The 19,386-nt window shown below is 62.1% G+C and carries 20 protein-coding genes; 15 read left to right on the plus strand and 5 right to left on the minus strand.

Annotated elements, in window-relative coordinates:
• Together EN955_RS26110 and EN955_RS26115 are read right to left on the minus strand one after the other, a co-directional pair.
• Window positions 1–303, minus strand: a 303-nt coding sequence (locus EN955_RS26110; RefSeq protein WP_206522377.1) for a YbjN domain-containing protein, incomplete at its 3' end; no start/stop codon positions are given.
• A 344-nt stretch (window positions 304–647) separates the two neighbouring features.
• On the minus strand, window positions 648–950 hold the full coding sequence (locus EN955_RS26115) for an accessory factor UbiK family protein (protein WP_013530008.1): 303 nt from the start codon (window positions 948–950) through the stop codon (window positions 648–650).
• Window positions 951–1,119: 169 nt separating this feature from the next.
• On the opposite strand from EN955_RS26115, the gene lgt reads away from it, so the two are divergent.
• The 6 genes from lgt to EN955_RS26145 all read left to right on the plus strand — a co-directional run bounded on the left by lgt (window position 1,120) and on the right by EN955_RS26145 (window position 6,956).
• Window positions 1,120–1,974 (plus strand): prolipoprotein diacylglyceryl transferase, encoded by an 855-nt coding sequence (gene lgt / locus EN955_RS26120; protein ID WP_024505626.1) that lies wholly within the window; start codon window positions 1,120–1,122, stop codon window positions 1,972–1,974.
• Window positions 1,971–3,059, plus strand: coding sequence for a class I SAM-dependent methyltransferase (locus EN955_RS26125; RefSeq protein WP_024505627.1), 1,089 nt, complete (start codon window positions 1,971–1,973; stop codon window positions 3,057–3,059). Before lgt ends, EN955_RS26125 begins: the two co-directional genes overlap by 4 nt.
• A 105-nt stretch (window positions 3,060–3,164) precedes the next feature.
• Window positions 3,165–3,959: a peptidoglycan editing factor PgeF gene (gene pgeF / locus EN955_RS26130; RefSeq protein WP_024505628.1), complete on the plus strand. Its 795-nt coding sequence runs from the start codon at window positions 3,165–3,167 to the stop codon at window positions 3,957–3,959.
• Window positions 3,959–5,110 carry a Xaa-Pro peptidase family protein gene (locus EN955_RS26135; protein ID WP_024505629.1) on the plus strand — a complete coding sequence of 384 codons (1,152 nt, stop codon included), beginning with the start codon at window positions 3,959–3,961 and terminating at the stop codon, window positions 5,108–5,110. Before pgeF ends, EN955_RS26135 begins: the two co-directional genes overlap by 1 nt.
• Window positions 5,111–5,153: 43 nt before the next feature.
• Window positions 5,154–5,783, plus strand: coding sequence for a hypothetical protein (locus EN955_RS26140; protein WP_013530003.1), 630 nt, complete (start codon window positions 5,154–5,156; stop codon window positions 5,781–5,783).
• Window positions 5,784–6,020: 237 nt separating this feature from the next.
• A complete protein-coding gene (locus EN955_RS26145) occupies window positions 6,021–6,956 on the plus strand; it encodes a ribose-phosphate pyrophosphokinase (protein WP_013530002.1) in 936 nt (311 codons plus the stop codon).
• A 12-nt stretch (window positions 6,957–6,968) separates the two neighbouring features.
• On the opposite strand, the gene EN955_RS26150 is transcribed toward EN955_RS26145, so the two are convergent.
• Window positions 6,969–7,853, minus strand: a complete 885-nt coding sequence (locus EN955_RS26150) for a helix-turn-helix transcriptional regulator (RefSeq protein WP_024505630.1) — start codon at window positions 7,851–7,853, stop codon at window positions 6,969–6,971.
• A gap of 150 nt (window positions 7,854–8,003) precedes the next feature.
• Here EN955_RS26150 and EN955_RS26155 point away from each other — a divergent pair, with 150 nt between their 5' ends.
• On the plus strand, window positions 8,004–9,245 hold the full coding sequence (locus EN955_RS26155) for an MFS transporter (protein WP_024505631.1): 1,242 nt from the start codon (window positions 8,004–8,006) through the stop codon (window positions 9,243–9,245).
• A 68-nt stretch (window positions 9,246–9,313) separates the two neighbouring features.
• Here EN955_RS26155 and EN955_RS26160 read toward each other — a convergent pair whose 3' ends face one another.
• On the minus strand, window positions 9,314–10,171 hold the full coding sequence (locus EN955_RS26160) for an alpha/beta hydrolase (protein ID WP_024505632.1): 858 nt from the start codon (window positions 10,169–10,171) through the stop codon (window positions 9,314–9,316).
• 151 nt (window positions 10,172–10,322) lie between these two features.
• Between EN955_RS26160 and EN955_RS26165 the strand changes: the two genes are divergently transcribed.
• A complete protein-coding gene (locus tag EN955_RS26165) occupies window positions 10,323–10,751 on the plus strand; it encodes a MarR family transcriptional regulator (protein WP_013529998.1) in 429 nt (142 codons plus the stop codon).
• Between the two features lie 43 nt (window positions 10,752–10,794).
• On the opposite strand, the gene EN955_RS26170 is transcribed toward EN955_RS26165, so the two are convergent.
• The gene (locus EN955_RS26170; RefSeq protein WP_032808605.1) at window positions 10,795–12,801 is read right to left on the minus strand and encodes an EAL domain-containing protein; all 2,007 of its coding nucleotides are present in this window, start codon (window positions 12,799–12,801) and stop codon (window positions 10,795–10,797) included.
• Between the two features lie 295 nt (window positions 12,802–13,096).
• Here EN955_RS26170 and EN955_RS26175 point away from each other — a divergent pair, with 295 nt between their 5' ends.
• From EN955_RS26175 to EN955_RS26205, 7 genes are all read left to right on the plus strand, one after another.
• Window positions 13,097–14,131 carry a methyltransferase gene (locus EN955_RS26175; protein WP_013529996.1) on the plus strand — a complete coding sequence of 345 codons (1,035 nt, stop codon included), beginning with the start codon at window positions 13,097–13,099 and terminating at the stop codon, window positions 14,129–14,131.
• 249 nt (window positions 14,132–14,380) lie between these two features.
• Window positions 14,381–15,022: a 50S ribosomal protein L25/general stress protein Ctc gene (locus EN955_RS26180; RefSeq protein ID WP_013529995.1), complete on the plus strand. Its 642-nt coding sequence runs from the start codon at window positions 14,381–14,383 to the stop codon at window positions 15,020–15,022.
• Window positions 15,023–15,045: 23 nt separating this feature from the next.
• Complete coding sequence (pth, locus tag EN955_RS26185; RefSeq protein ID WP_024505634.1) at window positions 15,046–15,771, plus strand: aminoacyl-tRNA hydrolase; 726 nt, start codon at window positions 15,046–15,048, stop codon at window positions 15,769–15,771.
• Window positions 15,772–15,860: 89 nt separating this feature from the next.
• Window positions 15,861–16,964 carry a redox-regulated ATPase YchF gene (gene ychF, locus EN955_RS26190; protein WP_024505635.1) on the plus strand — a complete coding sequence of 368 codons (1,104 nt, stop codon included), beginning with the start codon at window positions 15,861–15,863 and terminating at the stop codon, window positions 16,962–16,964.
• 239 nt (window positions 16,965–17,203) lie between these two features.
• Window positions 17,204–18,178: a magnesium/cobalt transporter CorA gene (corA, locus tag EN955_RS26195; protein ID WP_023809832.1), complete on the plus strand. Its 975-nt coding sequence runs from the start codon at window positions 17,204–17,206 to the stop codon at window positions 18,176–18,178.
• A gap of 123 nt (window positions 18,179–18,301) precedes the next feature.
• Window positions 18,302–18,778, plus strand: coding sequence for a MaoC family dehydratase (locus EN955_RS26200; protein WP_013529991.1), 477 nt, complete (start codon window positions 18,302–18,304; stop codon window positions 18,776–18,778).
• Window positions 18,775–19,245 (plus strand): MaoC family dehydratase, encoded by a 471-nt coding sequence (locus EN955_RS26205; protein ID WP_013529990.1) that lies wholly within the window; start codon window positions 18,775–18,777, stop codon window positions 19,243–19,245. Before EN955_RS26200 ends, EN955_RS26205 begins: the two co-directional genes overlap by 4 nt.
• Window positions 19,246–19,386: the final 141 nt, after the last annotated feature.

A 19,386-nucleotide genomic window follows, 5' to 3' on the forward strand; every position in this document is an offset into this window, starting at 1 on the left:
CTCCTGCTCCCAGAGGTCGAAATGGCCAAACAGCATCTGCTCGTTGATCAGCGACAGGAGCCGCATCACTTCCAGCGTGCGGGTCTCCGGCACCTTGATATCGAAGGCGCAGGCCAGGTGCAGCGCCTCGAAATCTTCCATCCACGAAAAGGAGACGTGATAGTCGGTCCAGCTTCCGGCAACCGAGATCGAAATCTCGTCGTCGCCGGCCCGCTCGAAAGACCAGTCGTTGTTGTGGGCCACCTGCTCGATAACATCCACCGGATGGATTTCGCGGGAGAATTCGAGTTCGAGAAGTTCCATGGAATGCTTCCTGTCGTTCTGTACGAGCGCCGCCACACGCTCCGCGGGAGGGCACACACAACGAACAATCTTGTCTAGAACTCGGACGGCCAGGACTTTCTTCGCGCAAAGACGACTTCTCGACGCAAAGACCCCAGACCGGACCCCACCGCCCGGTCGCATGACCCTGCTCCGAATCATGCAACAAATTCAGTCTATTGATCGGGAGTCGCGTGAACAGCCCAATTTTTCGCACTGCGTCATTCGCATGTGGAAAGCCGCTGTCACAAAGATTCATGCAATGCCGTTAAGCGATTCACGGCAAAGCGCTTTTCAGGATCGGGCTATGTGGAAAAGTTTAACGATTATTTTTTTGTGCGCGGCTTGGCGGCCGTCGCTGGTGTGGCGTCGCCGGCCAGTTCTGCAAGCTTCGCCTCGAGCGCCTCGATGCGGGCGGCAAGGCGGGTATTCTCTTCCCGCGCTTTGGCGGCCATCTCGCGCGCGGCTTCGAACTCTTCGCGCTGCACCACGTCCATCGTATTGAGAATGCGCTCGGCCTGCCCCTTGAAGGCGGTCTCCACCTCACGGCGCACGCCCTGGGCGGCGCCGGCGGCGTCGGTCATCAGCTTGGCGAATTCATCGAGAATGCGGTTCGGTCCGGTCGACATGGCAAATCCTCGCGCTTGCACAAAATTGACGTAGTGGCGCCGCGCGTCGAATGCAAGCATGTTGCACCTTGCTGCGGCATCAAGTCGAGTGCGCCCACCTTGCCTTGACCCTGCCAAAACCCTGCCGCATGGTCCGCGCCCAAACACGTTCGCAATCGAGAGTTCCCCGTTGAACGAATATTTCCTGCTGCCGCTGGCCTCCCTGCCCTTCCCCAACATCAACCCGATCCTCATCCAGATCGGGCCGCTGGCGGTGCACTGGTATGGCGTCGGCTATATCGTCGGCATCCTGTTCGCCTGGTGGTATGCCAAGGGGCTCGCCGCCAATGCCAGGCTGTGGCCGAACGGCGTCCTGCCGATGAAGCCGGAGGATCTCGACGACTTCATCGTCTGGGCGGCCATCGGCGTCGTGCTCGGAGGCCGCACCGGCTATGTGCTCTTCTATGATCTGGCGCGCTACATCGCGCACCCGCTCGACATCTTCGCCGTCTGGCAGGGCGGCATGTCGTTCCATGGCGGCCTGCTCGGCGTCATCCTCGCCATGACGCTGTTCTCCATCAAGCGCGGCATCCGCACATGGTCGCTGTTCGATGTCGTGGCGGCCGGCGTGCCGGTCGGCCTTGGCCTGGTGCGCGTCGCCAACTTCATCAATTCCGAACTGTGGGGCCGACCAACCGACGTGCCCTGGGCGTTCGAGTTTCCCAATGGCGGGCCGTTTGCCCGTCATCCGAGCCAGCTTTACGAGGCGCTGCTCGAGGGTGTGGTGCTGTTCCTCGTGCTGCGCATTCTCACCCATTCGCGCCTTAAGCTGAAGACGCCGCGCTTCGTCGGCGGCGCCTTCATCTGCGGCTATGGCCTGTCGCGCATCTTCGTCGAGTTCTTCCGCGAGCCTGACCAGCAGCTCGGCTATCTCCTCGGCACCAACTGGCTGACCATGGGCATGATCCTTTCTACCCCGATGGTGCTGGCCGGCATCTGGGCGATGCTGACCGCCAAGCCGGTGGCACAGCCGCAGCCGGCATGACACGGCTGAAGACCCGCATCGTCGACCTGATCGAGGCCCTTGGGCCGCTTCCCGTCAACGAGTACATGGCGCTGTGCCTGTTCGACCCGGCGGACGGCTACTACACGACGCGCGAGCCCTTTGGTGCGGGCGGCGACTTCGTCACCGCGCCGGAGATCAGCCAGATGTTCGGCGAACTGGTCGCGGTCTGGATGTACCAGGTCTGGGCAGCGAGCGGCCGGCCACTGCCGGTCACCATCGCCGAGATCGGGCCCGGCCGCGGCACGCTGATGAAGGACATGCTGCGCACGCTGTCGCGGCTCGATCCTGACCTGGCCAACGGCGCCACCTTCGCCATGATCGAGACAAGCCCGCGCCTGACCGAGGTGCAAAAAAAGACGCTTGGCGTCACACCCTTCGCGGTTGGCTGGCACGAAACCATCGAGACCTTGCCGCAACAATCGCTGTTCATCGTCGGCAACGAACTGTTCGACGCAGTGCCCATCCGCCAGTTCGTCCGCGCCGGCGCCGGCTGGCGCGAGCGCATGGTCGGCCTCGACGAGACCAACGACCTTTGCTTCTTCGCCGGCGCCGGCTCGGTCGACCCGACGCTGCTGCCCGCCGATGCCGCTGACGCGCCGCAAGGTGCGATCGCCGAAGTGGCACCTGCCCGCACCGCGCTGATGGCAACAATCGCCGAGCGCATATCCAGGCATGGTGGCGCCGGCCTGTTTCTCGACTACGGCCATTTCCAGCCGGGTGTCGGGGACACGCTGCAGGCCTTGCGCAGCCATGATCACGAAGATGTGCTGGCCAATCCCGGTGAGGCCGACCTCACCTCCCACGTCGATTTCGCCGCCCTTGCCGCGATCGCGCGTGCACATGGCCTCGAAGCCCATCTGACGACACAGGGCGATTTCCTGCTCGGCATGGGCATCCTCGAGCGCGCCGGCCGCCTTGGCGCCGATGCCGGCCAGGCGGCGCGCGAAAGGATCGCCGGCGACGTCGAGCGCCTCGCAGGGCCGCAAGCCATGGGCGAGCTGTTCAAGGTGCTTGCGGTGCTGCCTCGCGGCGTGGCGGTTCGGCCCTTTGCCGAGGCGGATTGACTTTTTACCGCCGCCCCTCCCAATCTCCCGTCCGCGCTTTGCAGCCTGTTCTCGACCAAGCACCTTCTTCTTGACGAAACCGCCCACACGGACAACAACGCCCGCATGCTGAATCAGACCAAACCGGATCCCGTTCGGTCGCCGCTGCTGGACGAGGCGCAGGCACAAGGCATCCGCCACGGCTATTTCACCCGCGTCGGCGGTGTTTCCGGCGGCATCTATCAGGGCCTCAACATCGGCACCGGATCGAATGACGACCAGACGCTGGTTGCCGAGAACCGCGCCCGTGTCGCTGCCTGGATGGGCGTGCCGGCAAGGCATCTGTTGACCGCCTGGCAAATCCATTCGCCCGATGTCGTCATCGCCAGGGAGCCCTTTGCCGGCGAGCGCCCCAAGGCGGACGCCATCGTCACCGACCGGCCGGGCATCGCCATCGGCGCCTCGACCGCCGATTGCGGTCCCGTGCTGTTCGCTGATGCGCAGGCGCGCATCATCGGCGCTGCGCATGCCGGCTGGAAAGGCGCGTTCACCGGCGTGCTCGAAAACACCATCCTGGCGATGGAAAGCCTCGGCGCCCGGCGCCAAAACATCGTCGCCGTGCTAGGCCCCTCCATCGGCCCGCGAAACTACGAGGTCGGCCCGGAATTCGTCGCCCGCTTTGTCGAAGCCGACGCCGAAAACATCCTCTATTTCGCTCCGTCCGCCAATGCCGGCCATGCGATGTTCGACCTCAACCGCTACACGGTTGACCGGCTGGCCAAGGCAGGCGTGACGGCTGAGGGCCTAGACCGCTGCACTTACGCCGAGGAAGGCCTGTTCTACTCCTATCGGCGCACCACGCATCGCAAGGAGCCCGATTACGGCCGGCAGGTTTCGGCAATTGTCTTGGAGAGGGAATAATGGCGCTGCATTTTGAACGATCTGAATTTGACGCGCGGCGCGACCGGCTGATCATCGAGATGGCCGAAAAGAAGCTCGACGCCATCCTGCTGTTCGCGCAGGAAAGCATGTATTGGCTGACCGGCTACGACACGTTCGGCTTCTGCTTCTTCCAGTGCCTGGTGGTCAAGGCCGACGGTTCGATGGTGCTTCTGACCCGCTCGGCCGACCTGCGCCAGGCACGTCAGACCTCGATTATCGACAACATCGTCTTGTGGACCGACCGCAACGGCGCCAATCCCGCGGTCGACCTGCGCAATCTGCTCAACGAACTCGACCTGCTCGGCGCCCGCATTGGTGTCGAATATGACACCCACGGCCTGACCGCCTTCAACGGCCGCCGCCTGGACGAGCAGTTGCAGACCTTCGGCCAGATCGCCGATGCGTCCGGCATTGTCGGCCGGCTGCGCCTGTTCAAGAGCCCGGCCGAGATAGCCAAGGCCGAGAAGGCCGCCAATCTCTCCGACGATGCGCTCGACGCGGCACTGCCGCTGATCAAGCAAGGCGGCGACGAAGCTCTGATCCTGGCCGCCATGCAGGGCGCGATCTTCGCCGGCGGCGGCGACTATCCGGCCAACGAGTTCATCATCGGCTCCGGCGTCGATGCGCTGCTGTGCCGCTACAAGGCCGGCCGCCGCAAGCTCACCAAGAACGACCAGCTGACGCTCGAATGGGCCGGCGTCTTCAACCACTACCATGCGCCGATGATGCGCACGGTGCTGACCGGCAAGGTGTCGAAGCGCCATCAGGAACTGTTCGACGCCGCCCGCGCAGCACTCCTGGCTGTCGAGAAGGCGATTATGCCGGGCAACAGCTTCGGCGACGTCTTCGATGCGCATGCCCGCACCATGGAGGCACACGGCCTGACCAAGCACCGGCTGAACGCCTGCGGCTATTCGGTCGGCGCCCGCTTCACCCCGTCCTGGATGGACATGCCGATGTTCTACCAGGGCAATCCCGAACCGATCGCGCCCAACATGACGCTGTTCGCCCATATGATCATCATGGACTCCGATACCGAGACGGCGATGACGCTTGGCCGCACCTACCTGACCACCGAATCCCAGCCCAGGCCGCTGTCCCGCCATGATCTCGACTTGATCGTAAAGTGAATCCACAGTGGGAGGCGTTCTTCGCCAAGGAGTTAGAAGGCAAATGAGACGATCGCATGTGACGACCGTGTCATTGCTTGTGGCATTGGCTCTTGCTGCCTGCACCAACGCAAAGGACGTGCTCGAACCGTCGGCGATCACCCCGCCGGCGACGTCGACCCAGACGCTGCCCGCAACGTCAGGCAACACGGCGGCGACGGTTCCGGCCGGGCCCGCCACCAGCACGTCTGGCGCTCCCGCAACCGCCGCCGCACCGGTCACATCAGCCCAAAGCGCTGCCATCCTGTCGAAGACCCGCTTGCAGATCGCGCCGATCGTAGGCGCTTCGGTGGAAGCTGCGACACCTCTGACGGCGGAGTTGCAGACCCGTGCCAGGCAGCGCGGCATCACTCTCGCCGGCAGCGCCGACCAGACCGTGACACATGTGCTGAAAGGCTATTTCTCGACGATGTCGGAAGGCGCCGACACCACCGTCATCTATGTCTGGGACGTCTATGACCCCGCTGGCAACCGGCTGCACCGCATCAATGGCCAGCAGAAGGCTCCGTCGGTCAATTCCGGCGGCAGCGCGGGCGGCGACAGCTGGAAGGGGATCTCGCCGGCCACCATGCAGGCGATCGCCGACCAGACCATCGACCAGTTCGCCGCCTGGCTCGGCGGCAAGGCGGGCTAGAGGCATCGGACCCCAAAGTGGAGACGGTTTTGGGAAAATCCGATGCCCAATGAGAAGAAGGACCAGCACAAGTCCCGTGCTCCCTGTTGCAGTCCGGCGATGGCGCGGAGCTTTCTTGAGTTTAGCCGGCGGATTCCCGATCTCGGCGCTTGCAATACCAGCGCGGGCCGCTAAAAGCCCGGTTAAAGGGCGCAAGCGAGTCCGTCAGGCCTCATCATCCTCCACCAGGAACCGTGCATGAAACTCTTCGCGGGCAATTCCAACAGGGTGCTGGCCGAAGCAGTCGCCCGGTACCTCAATGTCCCGCTGGGCAAAGCCACGGTCAGGCGCTTCGCCGACCAGGAAATCTTCGTCGAAATCCAGGAAAACGTGCGCGGCGAAGATGTCTTCATCCTGCAGTCGACCTCGTTTCCGACCAACGATCATTTGATGGAACTGCTCATCATGATCGATGCCTTCATGCGCTCCTCGGCCAAGCGCATCACGGCGGTCATCCCTTATTTCGGCTACGCCAGGCAGGACCGCCGCGCCTCCGGCCGCACGCCGATCTCGGCCAAGCTGGTTGCCAACATGATCACCCGCGCCGGCGTCGACCGCGTTCTGACGCTCGACCTGCATGCCGGCCAGATCCAGGGCTTCTTCGACATCCCGACCGACAATCTGTTTTCCGTGCCGGTCATGGCCCGCGACGTGAAGGCCAAATACAAGCAACTCGGCAACGTCGTGGTGGTTTCGCCCGACATTGGCGGCGTGGTCCGCGCTCGTGCGCTGGCCAAGCGCTTCGATGCGCAACTGGCCATCGTCGACAAGCGCCGCGAACGGCCGGGCGAATCGGAAGTCATGAACATCATCGGCGCGGTCGCCGGCAAGGATTGCCTGCTGATCGACGACATCGTCGATTCCGGCGGCACGCTGTGCAATGCCGCCGATGCACTGCTGGCCAACGGCGCCACCAGCGTCACCGCCTACATCACCCACGGCGTGCTGTCGGGCGGTGCCGTTGCCCGCATCAGCGGCTCGAAGCTGCAGGAACTGGTGATCACCGATTCCATCCAGCCGACCCAGGGCGTGCTCGACGCGCCCAACATCCGCGTCATCTCGATCGCCGACCTGATGGGCGAAGCCATCTCGCGCACGGCGACTGAGGAATCGGTGTCCAGCCTGTTCGACTAAACCCGCCTGCCCTTAAGGCGCGGAGCTTTCCAACCGAACCGGGCCGATCAGGCGACGAGCGACCTCGACGTTCTCGCGTGCGCCGCGCATATAGCCGCGCGGCGAGGTCCCCAGCATGCGCTTGAACATGGTGATGAAGGCCGGCACGCTGTCATAGCCGAGATCAAGCGCCACCCTGGTGATCGGCTCGCCGTCCGCCAGCCTGGGCAGCGCCGCGAACAGGCAGGCCTGCTGGCGCCATGTCGACAGCGGCAGGCCGGTCTGGCGCTGGAAGGCGCGCGTGAAGGAACGGCGGCTCATGCCGGCTGCATCGGCCCACTCGTCGATGGTCGCATGCGGCGACGGTGCTGCGACGAAGCGTCGGCACAGCGCCGACAATCTTGGATCCGACGGAAATGGCAGCCCAAGAGGCCGTTCCGGCAAGGTCGGGATTTCGTGCAGCAGAAGGTTCATGATCAGCCCACCGCGTCCTTCCAGAACGCCGCCTTGCGGGAGCTTCTCCGATTCCACGATCAGGCTGTGCATCAGGTCGGTGACGCCGACGACGCGCAAGCCTTCGGGCAGCCCGGGGATCGCCTGTGGCATGACATAAACCGAACGCATCGAGACGTCGCCCAGCATCTCGACGGAATGCTCGGTGCCGGCTGGAATCCACATCGCGTGGTCGGGCGGCACCATCCAGCGCCCGTAGCGTGTCGTCACCAGCACCACACCGACAAGCGCATGCAAGAGCTGGCTGCGGCTGTGGCGGTGCTGTGGCACGCGGTAGCCGTCAGGATATTCGGTCGGCAATGCCACCGCCGGCCCGGCCACTTGCTCAAGCCACTGCCAGCGGCTCTCGTGCAACTGGCCGAGATTGGCATTGCCAGCGTGAAAGACTTCTTTGCCGTGCGGCATCCGATATGGCCCACTTGCGAAACTATTGGACCAAACCACGAAAGAAGTCGTCTCGCAAGCGGCTTATAAGGCACCGTCCCCAGGGTGGCCGCAAGGAGCGTCCGCCAGTTGCCTGCGGGCGTGCCCGCCAAAAAGACCACGGAGCCTACCTTGACCGATACGACAGCAGCCAGCGTCGCCCCACCGGCGAGCGCCAGTCACGCCTCAGCCCAGGCGACGGCCTTCACCGTCATCCTGGCGGTGAGCTTCTGCCACTGCATCAACGACATCATGCAGTCGCTGCTATCGGCCATTTACCCGCTCCTGAAAGAGAATTATGGCCTCGATTTCTGGCAGATCGGCTTGTTGACCTTCACTTTCCAGGTGACCGCATCCTTGCTGCAGCCGCTGATCGGCATGATCACCGACAAGCGGCCGATGCCCTATTCGCTGCCCTACGGCATGGCGTCGTCGCTGATCGGCCTGATCGTGCTCGCCTATGCCGGGCATTATTCGCTGCTGCTGATCGGTGCCTCGCTGATCGGCATCGGCTCGGCGATCTTCCACCCGGAATCCTCGCGCATCGCCCGCTTCGCTTCCGGCGGCCGCTTCGGGCTGGCGCAGTCGCTGTTCCAGGTGGGCGGCAATTTCGGCCAGTCCATGGGGCCGCTGCTGGCGGCCTTCATCGTCGTGCCGTTCGGCCAGACCAGCATTTCCTGGTTCGCCGTCGGCTCGCTGATCGGCATCATCGTTTTGTGGCAGGTCGGCGGCTGGTGCAGCCGGCTGCGTGCCGCGCAGGGCACCCGCAAGGCGGCGAGCTTCGTTTCGCCCTTCCCGCGCCGCAAGGTGATGAATGCATTGATCGTGCTGACACTGCTGGTGCTGAGCAAGAATGCCTACATCGCCAGCCTCGCCAGCTACTACACCTTCTATTCCATGCATAAGTTCGGCGTTTCTGTGCAGATGAGCCAGGTCATGCTGTTCCTGTTTCTCGGTGCCTCGGCGCTGGGCATCCTGCTCGGCGGCCCCTTCGGCGACCGCTATGGGCAAAAGGCGATGATCTGGTTCTCCATCGTCGGCGTGCTGCCCTTCACGCTCGCCCTGCCCTACGCCAATCTGGAATGGACGATGGTGCTGACGGTGCTGATCGGCCTGATCCTCTCCTCGGCGTTCTCCAACATTGTCGTCTTTGCGCAGGAGCTCGTGCCGGGTCGCGTCGGCATGATCGCCGGCATCTTCTTCGGCTTCGCCTTCGGCATGGGCGGCATCGCGGCGGCCGTGCTCGGCGTCGTCGCCGACATGAAGGGCATCGATTTCGTCTTCCAGATCTGCTCCTATTTGCCGTTCCTTGGATTGCTGACCGTGTTCCTGCCCAACATGAAGGAAGCGCGCAAGGCGCAGGCGGCCGCCTAGATCAGGCCTGAAACCCACGCAAGGAAAAGCACCCGCCAGACGGCGGGTGCTTTTTTCGTTCCAACGGCCTATGCTTTGAAGAAGGCCAGCAGGTCGGCGTTGACGATGTCTGCATGGGTCGTGGCCATGCCGTGCGGGAAGCCCTTGTAGACCTTGAGCTCGCCCTTCTTGAGCAGCTTGATCGTCAGCAGCGCCGAGTCCGCGATGGGAACGATCTGGTCGTCGTCGCCGTGCATGACCAGCACAGGCACGTCGATCGCCTTCAGATCCTCGGTGAAGTCGGTTTCCGAAAAGGCCTTGATGCAATCATAATGCGCCTTGGTGCCGCCCATCATGCCCTGGCGCCACCAATTATCGATGACGCCCTGCGATACCTCTGCGCCCGGGCGGTTGAAGCCGTAGAACGGACCTGATGGAACGTCGCGGAAGAACTGGGCGCGATTGGCTGCCTGCGCGGAGCGGAAGCCGTCGAACACTTCGATCGGCAGGCCGCCGGGATTGGCGGCAGTCTTGAGCATGATTGGCGGCACCGCGCCGATCAGCACCGCCTTGGCGACACGGCCGCCGGCGCCATACTTGGCGACATAACGCGCCACTTCGCCGCCGCCGGTCGAATGGCCGACATGGATGGCGTTCTTGAGGTCCAGATGGGCTGCGAGTTCCGCTACGTCGGCGGCATAGGTGTCCATCTCGTTGCCGATATCCGTCTGGGTCGAGCGGCCATGGCCTCGGCGATCATGGGCAATGACACGGTAGCCCTGTGACACGAAGAACAGCATCTGGGCGTCCCAATCGTCGCTGCTCAACGGCCAGCCGTGATGAAAGACGACAGGCTGCCCGGTCCCCCAGTCCTTGTAGTAAATCTGCGTTCCGTCCCTGGTGGTGATCATGCCGCTGCCGGAGCTGGGTTTGGTTTGCGAGGTCATCTCAATCTCCTTCTGGTTATTTTCGCGATAAACAATATCGCGATAACGACATAGCTAACGCGGCCTAAAACCCTTGTCCACACAAATATGTATCGCGATATCATTTTTCGTGGTATCGAAATGATGCCCACATTGGCAAAAGGAATGCGCCGTGCCTCTCCCGTTGGACAATCAGCTCTGTTTCACGCTCTATGCCACCAGCATGGCGATCAACCGCACCTACAAGCCGATGCTGGACGAGATGGGCATCACCTATCCGCAGTACCTGGTGTTGAACGCGCTTGGAGAGGCCGACGGCATGTCGGTCGGCACCATCGCCCATCGGCTCGCTTTGGAATCGAGCACCGTCACGCCGCTGGTGAAGCGAATGGAGCAGGCCGGGCTGGTGACCCGCCAGCGCAGCCAGACCGACGAACGCCAGGTGCAGGTCGATCTGACATCAGCCGGGCGCGCACTGCTTGTCCAATGCAACTGCCTGAACGAAGCCTTGGTCGAACGCTCGGGCATGACGCTGACTGAGCTCGATGCGCTGAACCGGCAGATCCAGGCGTTACGCGCCGCGTTGACCGGCGACCGCTAGCACGGCTTGACGACGGCTAGCCAAACGTCGGAAGAGGCCACCATCATGCGGACTTAAGCACGGCAAATGGCCGTTTGCGCATGGCTCGCTTTGCCTGGAAACTGACGGCGGGAGCGGGACGGCCGACATGGAAGCCCTGGATCTTGTCTATGCCGAATTCGCGCATAAGGGCCATCTGCTCGTCTGTCTCCACCCCTTCGACCAGGATTTTGTGGCCGCGATTTCGAACCAGGGTGATAATGTCCTGCAGCATCGCCTTGCCGCTCGGGGAGCTGCAGTCATGCAGAAACGAGCGATCGATCTTCACCGTATCGAAATCGATCAGGCGAAGCCACGAAAGGCCCGCAAAGCCGGTCCCGAAATCATCAAGCCAGATCTTGATCCCGAGCAGCTTCAGGTCGCTGATGCAGCGCAGGATGTCGGAGTGCATCTCCATCTCCAGCCCTTCGGTGATCTCGAAGGCCAGCCTGCTGCCTGCGACACCCGTCTCGCCCAGAATGGTCGCGACCGACGTCGCGAAGCCCGGTGTCTTGAGCTGGATCGGGGAGACGTTGACACTGACGACACGGACGTGGTCGTCCGCCAGCAGTTCGGCGCACACTGTCCTTATCGCCCAGCGCCCGAGTTCCAGGATCGCACCGGTCCGTTCGGCGACGGGAATGAACAGGCTCGGCGGAACCGATGTGCCGTCGAGCATCTTGAGGCGCATCAGAGCCTCCACCGCTTCAACCCGGTCCGATTTGACATCCTGGATAGGCTGGTAAACGAGTGAAACGAGATTCTGGCCGATCGCGATCTTCAGCAAAGCCGCAATGTTCTCGCTCTCGTCACTGCTTTGCGGGTCGGTTGGATCGAACAGCCGGGCACAATTTCGGCCGCCGGCTTTTGCCAGATAGAGAGCGCGATCGGCCTCGTGAATGATTTTCTCCAGCTTGGCCCCGGTCTGCGTCCGGGTGAATGCGGCGCCAACGCTTACCGTTACGATCGAGACGCCGTCGCGCCGCAGTTCGTGCGTCAGAGCCAGGTTCTCCACCGTGCTGCAAATGGCTTCCGCAATGTCCAGGATCTGCTCCTTTTTCTCCATGCGAGCCAGGACGATGAACTCTTCGCCGCCATAGCGGCCGATGGAGCCATTATACTGTTTGATCATATCGCTAAGGGCATTGGCGACATGGATCAGGCAGCGGTCGCCTTCCTGATGGCCGTAGCAGTCATTGAACTTCTTGAAGAAGTCCACGTCGATGAGGATCGCCCCAAAGCTGGTGCCGACCTTTTGCCAATCGTTCCAGTAGTCTCGCAGCTTCTCGTCGATCGCGCGCCGGTTCTCCAGACCCGTGAGCGGATCGGTCCGCGACAACCTCAGCAGGGCCTTGCCGCGTTCGGTCGCCTCATTGTGTTGGATCTTGGCTTCCAGGGCGTTCAGGAAGACGTTGTAGCGTTCCTCGTTCAGTTTCCAGTTCACATATGAGGTGAACGTGAAACAAGAAACATAGAAAGCCCCAAATACCATTTTGTATATGAGGGTTGATGGAACAAAGTAATTTACGATATAAAGTATACATAAGATTATTGTCGAGGTTACGATAGAAAGCTTGAAATTGAATGTAAAGAAAAGATTGGCGCTCATCATGAATATGGTCCCAAAGACCATATAGTAAGAGACGCTTTCCTTGTCCGCGCCCATAATCGCCGGACACAGCCAACCAACATAGCCAAAGATGATGGCCCCGGCGCAGGTCACGTCGAGCCATTCCGTCCCGACGCCGTGGCGAAGCTGCGCTTCCAGGATCAAAAGCGCGCTCAAGCCGACCGCGAAACGCGCCGTGATCGTATAGGCGGCCACATCCGGGATCAGCAGCAGATCCGTTGCCGAAAACAAGAGATAGATCGCAACTGCGATCCAAAGCCCTGGCCTGGCTTCCCCTCTTCGCGTCGCCCGGGCTTCGGTGCGGTAGAGGGCGCGAAGTTCGTCGGCCCCCAGTTCGTAGCGCGGCTCGTACGGCTCAGCATCAACCGTATCGGCCAATGCGGATGACACGTGTTCGTTCATCACAATCGACCCCTTTTGAAAGGGATTTTGTTTTCCGAACTCATTTCCAGCTTCTGCCCCCACGCGGGCCGGCTCCTTGGGACGCGACGGCGATTGCGAACGCCGGGCAAACAAATGCAATCGCGCAAGACAAGTTTCCGTTAACTCGAACCCGGAATCCGGCTCGGAAGCTGATTAACCAACGAACATGGTTGGCGGGAAATTAATCATAAACCTAAAATGCCGTCGGCCCGACATTGGCAAAGGGAGCATTCTACGCAATAAGTTAACCGACTGTTAACTATGGAGTGATGGCGTGCAGACCGTTCTTGATGGCAAAAGCTTGATTACTGCCGAGATGCTCGCCGGCACGCTGCCTCGGGGAAAGATCGAGCATCATGGCGAAGCGTTCGAAACCGCGCGCGCGGAGCTTGCCCTCATTCTCCACGCGACACAGCAGCAGGTCGAACAGGACAAGAACCCGGCCGAGATCGTCGGCCGCTTGCTGTCCTTCCTCAATGGCCTGCATTCCAAGGTTCATCCCGACGTCTGGCATGCGTTGATACCGGTCGCGCAGAACCATCCGATCCTGAAGTATTTTCTCGAGGATCCACTGACGCACTGGTCCTTCACCAAACCCAGGGGCTATTCCGGCGACGCGCAGTTGCTCGACTACATCTATTGTGATCCGCACGTGGCAGAGAGCGTGGCGAACGCCTCGGAGGTCGGCAAAGCACTCTATAGCCATACCCAGAACGTACCGTCATGCGTCGCGGCCCGGGAACGACGCGACCTCCTGACCCGATATGTCGACGAGATCGCGGCCAAGAACGGACCGGAAACCGAGGTTCTGGCGATCGCGGCCGGCCATTTGCGGGAAGCCAATCGTTCGGTCGCCCTGACGGAGGGCCGTCTCAAGCGCTGGGTTGCGCTCGACCAGGATCCCCAGAGCGTTGGGCTGATCTCGCGCGACTTCCAGGGCACCGCCGTCGAAGCCATCGACGGCTCGGTGCGAACCGTGCTCACGCGGGGCCACAAGCTCGGCAAATTCGACTTCATCTACGCCTCCGGCCTTTACGACTACCTCGCCCACAACGTCGCGGTGAAACTCACGAAGACCTGCCTGCAGATGTTGAAGCCGAACGGAACATTCCTGTTCGCCAACTACGCCGAGGGCACCCCCGACGCGGGGTATCGGGAGACGTTCATGGACTGGGTGTTGCTGCTGCGATCGGAGGTCGATATGTGGAACATCGTCAATGCCAGCGTCGACCGCAACACCGTCGAGGCGCAGGTATTCTTCGGCGAGAACCGCAACGTGCTCTATGCCGTCATCGAAAAGCGCGGATAGCGGCCGTCTGGGCTGCACCAGGCCGGTCGTGCCTTTGGCTTGCACCTCCGGCCGCCTTCCGCTATAGAGCCGCCACCCGCGTAGACACCCTTGGAGGCAACGCGGCGGAAGGCCGCCTTCCCGCATGATCCCGAAAAGTGGATTCCGGTTTTCGGACCAGATCATGCATGGGTATGTCGGCTTTCGACGTTTACGGTCCAGGCACTCTGCCCACCGTGAGCGCTCCAGAACAAACCGAAAGGAAATGCCATGAGCCACGACACTTACGAGCTCAAGGCCGAAGCACGCGAACAGGTCGGTAAGGGGTCCGCCCGTGCAGTTCGCCGCAACGGTAAAGTGCCTGCAGTAATTTATGGTGACAAGCAGCCTCCCCTGGCTATCGCGCTCACCTACAAGGACATCTACTACAAGATCCATGGCGGCGGGTTCCTGACCACGATCGCCACGATCGATGTCGACGGCAAGAAGATCCAGGTCCTGCCGAAGGACTTCCAGCTCGACCCGGTCAAGGATTTCCCTGTCCATGTCGACTTCCTGCGCATCGGCAAGGACACCGAAGTCAATGTCGACGTGCCTGTCCACTTCATCAACGAGGACAAGTCGCCCGGCATCAAGCGCGGCGGCGTGCTCAACATCGTGCGTCACGAAGTCGAGTTCCACTGCCCGGCCAATGCGATCCCGGAATTCATCACCGTCGATCTCACCGGCGCCAACATTGGCGATTCGATCCACATCTCGGCGGTCAAGCTGCCCGCTGGGGTCAAGCCTGTGATCTCCGACCGCGACTTCACCATCGCGACCATTGCCGGTTCGTCGGCGATGAAGCCGGAGACGGAAGAGACGGCTGAAGCGGCTGCACCTGAAGCGGCTCCTGCCGCCGAAGAGAAGTAACTCTTTCACGCCCGGAGCAGGCGATGCTGCTGTTTGCAGGTCTCGGCAATCCGGGCGCGAAATACGCCGGCAATCGGCACAATGTCGGTTTCATGGCGGCGGACGCAATCGCCCGCCGCCATTCCTTTTCGCCCTGGTCGAAGAAATTTCAGGGCCTGATCGCCGAGGGCTCGCTCGGCGGCGAAAAAGTCGTCCTGATCAAGCCGCAGATCTTCATGAACCTGTCCGGCCAGTCGGTCGGCGAAGCGCTGCGCTTCTACAAGCTCGAGCTTTCCGCGCTCACCGTCTTCTATGACGAGATCGATCTTGCCGAAGGCAAGCTGCGCATAAAGACCGGCGGCGGCGCCGGCGGCCATAACGGCATCCGTTCGATCGATGGCCATGTCGGCAACGCCTATCGCCGCGTACGCATCGGCGTCGGCCATCCAGGCGTCAAGGAAATGGTCCAGCACCATGTGCTCGGCGATTTCGACAAGGCGGACCGCGAATGGCTTGACCCGCTGCTCGACGCGATCGCCGACAACGCCGCCATGATCGCCAAAGGCGACGAATCCGGCTTCATGAACAAAGCCAGTCTCGCCGTCCAGGGCAAGGCCGGGCCGGAGCCCGAAAAATCGGCACCTAAGCAGCCGGCGCAGAAGCAGCAAAGTCACGTCCGCCAGGCACGGCCCCAACAGCCCCTGGCCAAGCTGCCGGAAAGCGGTCCGATGGCCGCCATGCTGAAGAAGCTGTTCGGCGGCAAGGACTGAGCATCAAGGGGACCGAAGGGCTTGACGTTGATCACCCCTATCGCCCATAGCCCTGATCAAATTTCTATTTCCCGATAGGACCGGACAAAATGGGTTTCAAATGCGGCATCGTTGGCTTGCCCAACGTCGGCAAGTCGACGCTTTTCAACGCGTTGACCAGAACGGCTGCGGCGCAGGCCGCCAACTATCCGTTCTGCACCATCGAACCGAATACCGGCGAGGTCGCGGTGCCCGATCCGCGCCTGCAGAAGATCGCGGCGATTGGCAAGTCAAAGGAGATCATCCCGACCCGCATCTCCTTCGTCGACATTGCCGGTCTGGTGCGCGGCGCCTCGAAGGGCGAAGGGCTGGGCAACCAGTTCCTCGCCAACATCCGCGAGGTCGACGCCATCGTGCATGTGCTGCGCTGCTTCGAGGATGACGACATTACCCATGTCGAGGGCCGCATCGACCCGGTGGCCGATGCCGAGACGGTCGAAACCGAGCTGATGCTCGCCGACCTCGACAGCCTCGAGCGCCGCATCGTGCAATTCCGCAAGCGCGCCGGCAGCAAGGACAAGGAAGCGACGTCAGTGCTGCCGATGATGGAGGCAGCGCTAGAACTGCTGCAGGCCGGCAAGCCGACCCGCATCCTGCTCAAGGATATTTCGGCCGAAGATTTGCGCATCCTGCAGGGCCTGAACCTTCTGACCTCGCATCCCGTGCTCTATGTCTGCAACGTCGCCGAGGCCGACGCAGCCACCGGCAACGAGCACACCAGGGCCGTGGAAAAGATGGCGACCGCCCAGGGCGCCGGCACCGTGGTGATCTCGGCCGCCATCGAAGCCGAGGTCGCACAGCTCTCCGATGAGGAAGAGATGGAATTCCTGTCCTCGCTCGGCCTCGACGAGCCCGGCCTCAACAAGGTCATCCGCGCCGGCTACGATCTGTTGCACCTCATCACCTACTTCACCGTCGGGCCGAAGGAGACGCGCGCCTGGACCATCCATAAGGGCGACAAGGCCCCCCAGGCCGCCGGCGTCATCCACACCGATTTCGAGCGCGGCTTCATCCGCGCCCAGACCATCGCCTACAATGACTTCGTCACACTGGGCGGCGAAGTGGCGGCCAAGGAAGCCGGCAAGGCCCGCGACGAAGGCAAGGAATATGTCGTCCAGGACGGCGACATCCTGCTGTTCAAATTCAACACCTGAGGCTGGTCTATCGAGCATCCAGACATCCGACGGGGTAACCGACGAAACTTTCAGGCGTGATTTTCCGACTCGGCCGGCGGCCATCCGGCGGGCCGCCCGGGACAGCCACTTGTCTTGATTTTGTCACGTCACAGGTCTAAGCGGCAGACGCACGGTCGGCGCTGGCGCCGGGAACCGTGCAATCCAACACGACGCGTCAATCCGAACGCACCCTTTGGCCCCAGCAAGGGAATCAGGCGATGATCAAGGCCTTCGTCGTGGACAATGATCGCCTGCGCGTCGTCGACGATCTCCTGGCAAACAGCGAGACCATCGTCTGGGCGGACCTCTTCAACCCGACAAAGGAAGAGGAAGCGACGATCGAGAGCTGGCTCGGCGTGGCCATTCCGACGCGCGAGGAGATGGAGGAGATCGAGATTTCGAGCCGCCTCTATGTCGAGGACGGCGCCTACTTCATGACCGCAACCCTGCCCGCGCAGACCGAGGTCGACGATCCCTTGATGTCGCCGGTCACCTTCGTGCTCGCCGGCACAAGGTTGATCACTGTGCGCTACCACGAGCCGAAGGCCTTCAAGACCTTTCCGCAGCGCGCCGAGAAGGTGGCGACCGGCTGCACCAGCGGCGACACCATCCTGATCGGCTTGCTGGAGGCGATCGTCGACCGTCTCGCCGACATTCTGGAGCGTGCCGGCCGTGACATCGAGGCGATCTCGCGCGATATCTTCGAGGCGCGATCGACCAAGGTTTCCAAGCGCAATCGCGACTTCCAGGAATTGTTGAAAGCCATCGGCCGCAAGGAGGACATCGCGTCTTCGATCCGCGACAGCCTGATCTCGCTGCAGCGCCTGGCGGGCTTTTTCGCCCATGCCTCGACCCGCACCAAGATGAGTAAGGACACCAAGGCGCGCATCAAGACGCTGTCTCGCGACGTGCTGTCACTCGCCGACCACGCCACTTTCCTGTCGCAGAAGATCTCCTTCCTGCTCGACGCGACGCTCGGCATGATCTCGATCGAGCAGAACGCCATCATCAAGATCTTTTCGGTCGCCGCCGTCATCTTCCTGCCGCCGACTTTGGTCGCCTCGATCTACGGCATGAATTTCGACGTCATCCCCGAGTTGAAATGGGAACTTGGCTATCCCTTCGCCATCGCCATGATGGTGCTGTCGGCGATCCTGCCCTTCTGGTATTTCCGCCGCCGCGGCTGGCTCTGAGTGGGCCTGTCGATCGGCTGCCACAGGCTGGCGCAGTAGAAATCGCTTGACCAAATGAACGCCGGCCTGCATCCGGAAACCCCGATCCTGGGGATCGTGGGCCGACAAGCCGGATTCCAGACCATGACCGCAGAGATAAAAACATGGGCCTATGAGGACTTCATCGAGGGTGCATCGATCGACCTCGGCTCGAAGCTCGTGAGTGCCGCCGAGATCGTCGAATTCGCCGGAGAATTCGACCCGCAGCCGATGCATCTCGACGAGGAAGCCGGCAAGGCCAGCATCCTCGGTGGGCTGGCGGCGTCGGGCTGGCACACCTGCGCCATGTTCATGCGCATGCTGTGCGATGCCTTCCTGTTGGACTCGACCTGCCAGGGCGCGCCCGGCGTCGATCAGGTCAAATGGAAGAAGCCGGTCCTGGCCGGCGATCAACTGACCGGCACCCTGGTGGTCGTTGCCAAGCGCCTGTCCAAATCGAAGCCGCAACTCGGCTTCGTTACAATGCGCAGCGAACTGTTCAACCAGCGCGGCGAAAGCGTCTTCGAGCTCGAGAACTCCGCCATGTTCCTCACGCGCGATGCCGCGGGGAGCCAAGCATGACACTGGACGAGTTCTTTCGTATCGGCACCACGGTGACGCTCGGCTCGCACACATTCGAGCCCGAGGCGATCAAGGCCTTCGCCCGCAAATACGACCCGCAGATCTTCCATACCGACGAGGAGGCCGCGAAGAAAAGCGTGCTCGGCGGGCTCTGCGCATCCGGCTGGCACACCGCCGCCACCTGGATGAAACTCAATCTCGAAAACCGCATGGACGCCGAGATCGCTGCGTGGAGCGGCCCCGGTCCGGTGCCGGAATTCGGCCCCTCGCCTGGCTTCAAGAACCTGAAATGGCTGAAGCCGGTCTATGCCGGGCAAACCATCACCTTTACGCGCACCGCGCTGTCGCACCGCCCGATTGCCTCACGCCCCGGCTGGCGGCTGCTGGCGCTGCGTTCGGAAGCTTTCGATTCGACCGGCGCCAAGGTGCTCGAGTTCGAAAGCGCCGTGCTGGTGAAGGCCGAGTAGAGGCGGCGCTTCTTCCTTCTCCCCTGTGGGCTAGCGTGCGCACACATTTGCTTCGGGTTCATTTTTGTGAGGCGAGAACGAAGCCGTCGACGATGGCGTTGAAGCGTCTGAGGCCTTGGGTGAAGGTGATGGGTCCTGGCG

This window comes from Mesorhizobium sp. M7A.F.Ca.CA.001.04.2.1, from assembly GCF_003998485.1.
In the GTDB taxonomy this organism is placed as follows: Bacteria; Pseudomonadota; Alphaproteobacteria; order Rhizobiales; family Rhizobiaceae; genus Mesorhizobium; species Mesorhizobium ciceri.

Bases quoted from the DNA above. Each gene is read 5' to 3' on its own strand.
- EN955_RS26115 (WP_013530008.1), bottom strand. From the start codon at position 950: ATGTCGACCGGACCGAACCGCATTCTCGATGAATTCGCCAAGCTGATG.
- EN955_RS26125 (WP_024505627.1), top strand. From the start codon at position 1,971: ATGACACGGCTGAAGACCCGCATCGTCGACCTGATCGAGGCCCTTGGG.
- pgeF (WP_024505628.1), top strand. From the start codon at position 3,165: ATGCTGAATCAGACCAAACCGGATCCCGTTCGGTCGCCGCTGCTGGAC.
- EN955_RS26135 (WP_024505629.1), top strand. From the start codon at position 3,959: ATGGCGCTGCATTTTGAACGATCTGAATTTGACGCGCGGCGCGACCGG.
- EN955_RS26140 (WP_013530003.1), top strand. From the start codon at position 5,154: ATGAGACGATCGCATGTGACGACCGTGTCATTGCTTGTGGCATTGGCT.
- EN955_RS26145 (WP_013530002.1), top strand. From the start codon at position 6,021: ATGAAACTCTTCGCGGGCAATTCCAACAGGGTGCTGGCCGAAGCAGTC.
- EN955_RS26150 (WP_024505630.1), bottom strand. From the start codon at position 7,853: ATGCCGCACGGCAAAGAAGTCTTTCACGCTGGCAATGCCAATCTCGGC.
- EN955_RS26160 (WP_024505632.1), bottom strand. From the start codon at position 10,171: ATGACCTCGCAAACCAAACCCAGCTCCGGCAGCGGCATGATCACCACC.
- EN955_RS26170 (WP_032808605.1), bottom strand. From the start codon at position 12,801: ATGAACGAACACGTGTCATCCGCATTGGCCGATACGGTTGATGCTGAG.
- EN955_RS26180 (WP_013529995.1), top strand. From the start codon at position 14,381: ATGAGCCACGACACTTACGAGCTCAAGGCCGAAGCACGCGAACAGGTC.
- pth (WP_024505634.1), top strand. From the start codon at position 15,046: ATGCTGCTGTTTGCAGGTCTCGGCAATCCGGGCGCGAAATACGCCGGC.
- ychF (WP_024505635.1), top strand. From the start codon at position 15,861: ATGGGTTTCAAATGCGGCATCGTTGGCTTGCCCAACGTCGGCAAGTCG.
- corA (WP_023809832.1), top strand. From the start codon at position 17,204: ATGATCAAGGCCTTCGTCGTGGACAATGATCGCCTGCGCGTCGTCGAC.
- EN955_RS26200 (WP_013529991.1), top strand. From the start codon at position 18,302: ATGACCGCAGAGATAAAAACATGGGCCTATGAGGACTTCATCGAGGGT.
- EN955_RS26205 (WP_013529990.1), top strand. From the start codon at position 18,775: ATGACACTGGACGAGTTCTTTCGTATCGGCACCACGGTGACGCTCGGC.